This is a genomic window from Streptomyces sp. ICN903, from assembly GCF_022015835.1.
GTDB lineage: Bacteria > Actinomycetota > Actinomycetes > Streptomycetales > Streptomycetaceae > Streptomyces > Streptomyces fenghuangensis.
On the sequence record NZ_JAKMAY010000366.1, the window covers coordinates 1 to 4,999 of the forward strand.

Consider the following 4,999-nt stretch of genomic DNA (forward strand, 5'->3'; position numbering starts at 1 on the left):
GTGCCGTGCCTCTGCGGGGCCGGGTCGGCCGGGCTGGGCCGCCGTAGGATCGGGGCGCCCGTCCACGCCCCTTCCCGGAGGTGCCGGTGTCCCCCGACGAGACCCCCCGCGTCCTGACCGACCTCGACGACCGCATCGCGCGGGCGGCCCCCGGCGAGGGCGGGGCCCTGTGGCGGCTGGCCGAGTCCGGGCGGCAGCTCGACGCGAACCTGGTACGTCTGCCGCCGGGGGCGTCCGTCGGCGAGCACGCCGAGAACGATCTGGACGTGCTGCTGCTGGTGGTCGCCGGCGGCGGGGAGATGGAGGACGGCTCCGGCGGACGCCTGGCGCTCGCGCCCAAGGCCCTGGTGTGGCTGCCGCGCACCTCGCGGCGGGCTCTGCGGGCGGGCCCGGAGGGCCTGGTCTACCTGACCGTCCACCGCCGGCGGCCCGGTATGGCCGTCGGCGTGCGCCCGCCCTCCGCCGAGCGCGCGGCCCCCGGCGGGGACGAGGGCGGCGAGGGGCCGTGCATGCTGGACCGGGTCTGCCCCGCGTGCGGGCGGATGAACGAGCGGGCGGGCTCGGGCGTCTGCGAGCGGTGCGGCGAGCCGCTGCCGTCGCCGGAGGCCGCATGAGGCGCCTCGGCCCGGGACCGGAACACCCCGCCCCGCCGCCCCGCTCGGGCGCTCAGCGCCCCTGGCAGCTGTAGAGCAGCAGGAGCAGGAGGGCCGTGCCTGCCAGACTGACCAGCAGGGAGCCCAGACACCCGGTGCGGTTGGAGAAGAAGACGAACACGGTCTCACCGTCTCAGGGGTCGTCGCGCGGGCGCTCCGGCGGGTGCCGGCGCGCCGGGCCGGTGGCCCGCACCGTCCCTGCTCATGTGTGCCCCGAGCTGCCCGAGAAAAGCACCCGGGCGAGTTCGTCGTCCAGGGAGGGGCGGATCTTCGCCGAGCACGCCCCGCCGGTGGCCTCGTCGACCACCTCGATCACGCAGCGCGCCTCGTGCATCGCCTTGGGGCGGTCGGCCGAGGCGCGCTGGGCGACGCGGTCGAAGAACTCCTGGGTGCTCATCCGCATGCCCGAGGCCGGTTCGTCGGGCGCGTAGGCGACCCTGCGCAGATGCTCGCCGATCTCGCGCGGAAGCTGGGCGGCCAGCTTCTCCGCGACCGTGGCCGGGACGCGTTCCGCGAGGGTCTCCAGGCTGGCCCGGGTGGCGGTCTCGGCCGCGCCGGGGTTGTCCAGCCGGGCGCGTGCCTGTACCTGTCCGAGGAAGGTGTCGTACCGCATGGTCACCTCGTCCCTTCTTCGCTGACCCGGCCCCGGTACCCGGGCCGAAGGGGAGGAAACACCCGGTCGGCGGCTCCGGCCGAGCCCTGTGGCGGCGGGTTCGGGCCGGAGCCGGACCGGTGGGGACAGCCGGGTCAGGAACCGGCGCAGACGGTGTCCGGTACGGCCGGGGAGCCGGTGGCCGTGAAGCCGAACGTCGCCGAGCCGTCTGGGGCCAGCCGCGCGTTCCAGTCCACGCCGGTGGCGATCACGGTGTCGCCGGAGCGGGTGAGCCTGGCGTTCCAGACGCTGCCGAGCGTGAACCCGCCCTGCGCCGTCCAGCGCACCTGCCAGCCGTCGACGGGGGCGGAGCCGTTGTTGCGCACCGTCACCTCGGCCTGGAAGCCGCCCGACCACTGGTTGACGACCCGGTAGTCGGCGGTGCACGGCGCCTGCCCGGGGTTCTCCGGGTCGCCGGGCTCCTCCGGGTCCTCGGGTTCCTCCGGGTCCTCCGGGCCGGCGTCGGTGTAGGTGAGTCCGTACCCGTAGGGGAACAGCGCGTCCTTGCCGTCGCCGTCGTTGACCGGCTGCTGGCTCGCGGACCGCATCCAGGTCACCGGGAGCCTCCCCGTCGGCGCGTGGTCGCCGTAGAGCACGTCGGCCACCCCCGCGCCCTCGGTGCCCGGCAGCCAGGAGGCGAGCAGCGCGTCCCAGCCGCCGAGCTGCCCCGCGATGTCCAGCGGGCGGCCGGAGACGAGCACGACCACGACCGGCACCCCGGACGCCCTCAGCCGCGAGAGGGTGGCCAGGTCCTCCTGGTCCAGGCCCATCGGGCCGGGCCGGTCGCCCTCCATCTCCGCGTACGGCTTCTCGCCGACGACGGCCACGGCCACGTCGTAGGAGCCGTCGATGCCGTTGCCGTGGCGGTCGTAGGCGACCTTCGAGGGGTCCGAGGCCGCGGCCCGCATGCCCTCCACGATGGTGGTGCCCGGCGTGATGTCGCCGGAGGAGCCCTGCCAGGTGATGGTCCAGCCGCCGCTCTGGTTGCCGATGTCGTCGGCGTTCTTCCCCGCCACGAAGACCTTCGCCGACTCGGCCAGCGGCAGCAGTCCGCCGGAGTTCTTCAGCAGCACCTGGGACTTGCGCACCGCCTCACGGGCGAGTTCGCGGTGGGCGGCGGAGCCGATCGTGGAGGTGTGGGAGCGGTCGGTGTAGGGGTTCTCGAACAGACCCAGCTCGAACTTCTTGGCCAGGATGCGGCGGTTGGCGTCGTCGACGCGCTCCATCGGAACCCGTCCGGCCCGCACCTCGCCGCGCAGCAGTTCGATGAACCTGCGGTAGTCGTGGGGCACCATCACCATGTCGATGCCGGCGTTCACCGCGTCGCGGACCTCGGAGGCGGTGAAGCCCTCCCGGCCGTCGAGCTGGTCGACGCCCGCCCAGTCGGACACCACGAAGCCGTTGAAGCCCAGTTCGCCCTTGAGGACGTCGGTGATCAGGTAGCGGTGGCCGTGCAGTTTCGCGCCGTTCCAGCTGCTGTAGGAGACCATCACCGAGCCCACGCCCCGCTCCACCGCCTCGCGGAACGGCGGCAGATGGACCGCGCGCAGCTCGGTCTCGCTCAGCTCGGTGTTCCCCTGGTCGTCGCCGCCGGTGGTGCCGCCGTCGCCGATGTAGTGCTTGGCGGTGGCCAGGACCGAACCGGGAGCACTGAGCGAGGCGCCCTGGAGGCCGTCGATCAGCGATGTCATCGCACCGGGCAGTTCGGGCGTCTCGCCGAAGGACTCGTAGGTGCGTCCCCAGCGGTCGTCACGGGCCACGCACAGGCAGGGCGCGAAGGTCCAGTCGATGCCGGTGCCGGAGACCTCCTCGGCGGTGGCCCGCCCGATCCGCTCCACCAGGGCGGGGTCGCGGGCGGCCCCGAGCCCGATGTTGTGGGGGAAGATCGTCGCGCCCCGTACGTTGTTGTGGCCGTGGACGGCGTCCACGCCGTAGATCATGGGGATGCCCAGCGGGGTGGACAGAGCGGTGCGCTGGAAGGAGTCGTACATCTCCGCCCACGCCTGGGGGGTGTTGGGCGTGGGGGCGGAACCGCCGCCGGACAGGACGGAGCCGATGCGGTAGGCCGCCAGGTCGCCCGGCCGCGCCTCCAGAGCGCCGCGGTCGACCTGGGTCATCTGGCCGATCTTGTCGTCGAGGGACATGCGGGACAGCAGGTCCTCGACGCGGTCGTCCACCGGCAGGGCCGGGTCCTCGTAGGCGGGCGGCGCCTCGGCCGACGCCGCTGCGGGGGCGCCGTTCAGGCTGCAGGCCACCATCAGGCTCACCGCCGCTCCCGCGGTCAGCCGCCTGAGCCGGCCGCGCAGCGCGGTGCCGGCCGGTGTCCGTCCTCCCCCGCGCTCAGGGGTTCCTCTCGTCGTCCGTCGTCTCATCGCGGTGCCGTCCTTCCGGTGGGGCCGCGCTCCGGGCATGCGGCCTGTGGGGGGCTTTCCGGCCCCGGCCGGCGGCCACCGGGCCGGACGTCCGGCCCCGGCGGAGGAGACACCGGGGCCGGACGCGGAACCGGTCCGGCGGCGCGCCCTCATCGCGCCGCCGGGCCGGGGGTTCCCGACCGGGGCTCCAGGCGCGGGGAGCATCCGGGCGGGTGGTCGCGGTTCAGGGGCGCAGCGGCGGCTCCGCGTTGCGCACCAGTTCCAGCGCCTGCTGCGGGAACCACTGGCCTGCCGCCGGATCGACCATGCCGCGCGCGGGGTCCTCGGGCCCCTCGGTGCCGCGCAGGCACAGGCCGTCCGACTCACCGGGGATCTTGATCCACAGGCGGGCGTCGTGCAGCGGGTCGCCGGTGCGGGTGGTCGGCCGTGCGCCCAGGCCGCGGTCCGGCGGGTTGCACCAGTCCTGCGGGTCCGGGTACTGGTCCGTCGGCGGGGTCCAGGGGCCCTTGCCGTTGCGGCTGGTGTCGGTGACGAAGTGGGGCTGGTCGGCCGGGTCGGCGGTGACGTTCTCCTCCAGCCAGGCCCGGGCGTCGTTCCTGTCCGACCACTGGTCGGGGCAGGCGGCCACGTCGCCGCCGCCCTGGACGTACTCCACGCAGCCGGAGACCAGCTTGCCGTACCAGGCCAGTTCGTCGTCGGCCCGGTAGTTGGACGCGTTGAGGTAGAAGCCGGCCGTCCGCTCGATGCCGGCCTCGACCAGCCGGGGCACGATGGACCTCACGCTGTGCCAGCCGCTGTGGCCGGCGTCGAGGTAGACGGTGGTGCCGGGCCGGGCCGAGAGGGTCTCGACGGCGTAGTCGAGCTCCGCGTAGCGGGCGGCGGTCAGGGTTCCCTCGTCGTCGTCCTGGCCGCAGTCGGAGGGCAGCAGGGCGAGGGAGTCGGGCTCCAGGACGATCAGCGCCCTCTTGCCGCCGATGCCCCTGGCGACCTCGTCGATCCAGGCCTTGTACTCGGCGGTGTTCGCCGCGCCGCCCGCCGAGTACTGCGAGCAGTCGCGCCCGGGGACGTTGTAGAGGGCGAGCACCGGCAGGGCGCGCTTGCGGGCGGCGTCCCGCACGATGCGGGCCACCTCCTGCCGGATGCGGCTGTCGTCCCCGTTGCCGTTGAGCCAGACCGCCTGAGGGGTGGTCACCATCCGGGCGACACCGGCGGCGTCCCGGTACTCCCGCGCCTCCACCAGCTCCCTGATCTGCGTGTACGCATCGGGGTTGGCCGGCGGTACGTACAGGCGCTCCCCGCCCCGTCCCCCCTTCCGCGTCTCC

4 protein-coding genes are annotated in these 4,999 nt (G+C 74.4%); 1 reads left to right on the forward strand and 3 read right to left on the reverse strand.

Annotation, left to right across the window (positions count from 1 at the left end; translation table 11 throughout):
- Window positions 1-86 precede the first annotated feature (86 nt).
- Window positions 87-614 (forward strand): cupin domain-containing protein, encoded by a 528-nt coding sequence (locus tag L7D48_RS25685; RefSeq protein WP_237882982.1) that lies wholly within the window; start codon window positions 87-89, stop codon window positions 612-614.
- A 241-nt stretch (window positions 615-855) separates the two neighbouring features.
- Here L7D48_RS25685 and L7D48_RS25690 read toward each other — a convergent pair whose 3' ends face one another.
- The 3 genes from L7D48_RS25690 to L7D48_RS25700 form a co-directional block, all read right to left on the reverse strand.
- Window positions 856-1,266, reverse strand: a complete 411-nt coding sequence (locus L7D48_RS25690) for a DUF2267 domain-containing protein (RefSeq protein ID WP_237882986.1) — start codon at window positions 1,264-1,266, stop codon at window positions 856-858.
- A gap of 134 nt (window positions 1,267-1,400) precedes the next feature.
- The gene (locus L7D48_RS25695) at window positions 1,401-3,677 is read right to left on the reverse strand and encodes a glycoside hydrolase family 3 N-terminal domain-containing protein (RefSeq protein ID WP_237882985.1); all 2,277 of its coding nucleotides are present in this window, start codon (window positions 3,675-3,677) and stop codon (window positions 1,401-1,403) included.
- Window positions 3,678-3,900: 223 nt separating this feature from the next.
- A partial coding sequence (locus L7D48_RS25700) for a glycoside hydrolase family 6 protein (protein WP_308312335.1) occupies window positions 3,901-4,999 on the reverse strand: 1,099 nt, incomplete at its 5' end.